Genomic DNA, 2,138 nt, shown 5'->3' with positions numbered 1-2,138 from the left:
TCAGCGCGCCGGTTGCGGTCACGGCGATGCTGGTGCCGGCATCGAGCGTGCCGCCGGTGATCGTCCCGCCTGCCAGCGTGATCCCGCCCGCAGCACCGATCGCATCGAACGTCAGCAGCGCCGGATCGATGAACACCGAACCGCCGCTCGAGGTGACCGTGCCCAGCGTTGCCGTGTCAGTCACGGTCAGCGTCAGGTCGCCCGCCGATTGCAGGCTCGTCGCCGTGAGGCTGCCTGCGGTAAAGTCGAGCGTGCTGCCGGCGGTGGCCGAACCCAGCGTCGCCGTGCCGCTGACATTGCCCGCGATCAGGCCATCGGCGCTGATCGTCGTTGCCAGCAGCGTGCCCGCCGTGAGCGACAGATCGCCACCTGCGGCAATGTCGGTGATATCGGCAAGGCCGCTCACCGTCGCATCGAGATTGCCCAGTGCGGCCAGCGACGTGCCGCTGGCACTGGCCGCCTGAAGCGCAAGGTCCGTCCCCGCGCTCGCGCCGCCAACCGCATAGCTGCCGCCCAGCAGCGCCGTCAGGCTCGTCCCTGCACGGATGCTGCTGCCGGCAAGATCGCTGCCTTCCAGGCTCACCAGGCCGCTGGCATCAAGCGTGGTGAAGTCGAGCGTGCCGAACTGCGCCGAGACATTGCCACCGGACGTCGCCGCACCAGTCAGCACCGCGCCACCCGCCACGGTCAGCGCCAGATCGCCGCCTGCATCGACCGTGCCTGCCTGCACGCTGTCGGCGCCGAGCGTCATCGTCGTGCCAGACGTTGCCGAGGCCAGCGTCAGCGCGCCGGTTGCGGTCACGGCGATGCTGGTGCCGGCATCGAGCGTGCCGCCGGTGATCGTCCCGCCTGCCAGCGTAATGCCGCCCGCAGCGCCGATCGCATCGAACGTCAGCAGCGCAGGGTCGATGAACACCGAACCGCCGCTCGAGGTGACCGTGCCCAGCGTTGCCGTGTCGGTCACGGTCAGCGTCACGTCGCCCGCCGCCGCAAGGCCCGTCGCCGTGAGGTCCGTCGCGGTGATCGACAATGTGGTTCCGGCATTGACGGCATCGCCTGCGACACTGCTGCCGACAAGGATGGCTCCGCCAAGCGTGTCGAGGGTCCCGAACCGCAAGGTCGTGGCGCGATAGTCGAGCTGGCCCACGCTCGCCAGATCAAGCTTCGCCGTGCCATCGACAAGCACAAGCGCAGCGCCGTCCGTCAACAGGTTGGCAATCTGCAGGTTGCCAGCAGTCAGATCCAGCGAGCCTGCAAACACATCGCCGAGGCCGACATCGCCTGCCGACCGCACGGTCAGGAGTGTGCCCGCCTCGACGAGGTTGCCGGTGATCGCATCTGCCGTGAGACTGGTTGTCGCAAGGGATGCGACATCGCCGAACGCCAGCGTCCCGGCGGTGATCGCCACCGTGCCGGTTGGTGCGCGGACGCTGCCCAGCGCGGCGTTGCCGGTCACACCGATCGTGACGGCCCCCGCCTCGATCAGGTCGAGGCCAAGGCTGCCGGCGGTGATGCCCGCGTTGCGCCCCGCCGTGACCCCGCCGAGCGTCGCCCCGTCCGTCACCGCGACGGTCAGGTCGCGCACGGCATCGAGCGTCGTCGCGTCGAGCGTTGCCGCCGAGATGAACAGGTCGTTGCCGCTCTGGATCAAGGCGGCGGTGATGTTGCCCGTGGCATTCAGCGACATGTCGTGGCCCGGACCGCTGGTCCCGCCCAGGACACTGCGCACCACGATGTCCTGCGCGGTAAGGTCAAGCCTGCCCGTGAAGACATCGCGCAGGGTCAGCGTGCCGCTGGCAGTGCCGGTCAGCGCGTCGCTACCGACATCGCCGCCGGTGATCGTCCCGCCCGCAAGCGTGACCGCGCCGCTCTCCAGCGATGCAAACGTGATCGTCGGCGCCGCAATGGTGATCGCGCCGACGCCACCGGTGCTGGCACTGGTCGTGATATTCACGCTGCTGGTGCCGGTCAGATCGATCGTCGTCCCCGCAGCCAGCAGGCCCACATCGATCGTTGCGCCGTACAGCGCCATGCCCTCGACCGCCTGCGCCGAGGCCAGCTTCAGCGCGCCGGTTGCGGTCACGGCGATGCTGGTGCCGGCATCGAGCGTGCCGCCGGTGATCGTCCCGCCTGCCAGC

Annotated in this window: 1 protein-coding gene; it reads right to left on the bottom strand. The window is 69.5% G+C overall.

The window, feature by feature from the left end; all coding sequences use genetic code 11:
- Positions 1-2,138 (bottom strand): beta strand repeat-containing protein (locus tag NJ75_RS24890; RefSeq protein WP_039338764.1); only part of this gene is annotated, 2,138 nt, incomplete at both ends.

Source organism: Novosphingobium subterraneum (assembly GCF_000807925.1).
Classification (GTDB): domain Bacteria; phylum Pseudomonadota; class Alphaproteobacteria; order Sphingomonadales; family Sphingomonadaceae; genus Novosphingobium; species Novosphingobium subterraneum.
The sequence above is the reverse complement of the archived record's forward strand: the minus strand, read 5'-3'. Positions and strand labels throughout refer to the sequence as shown.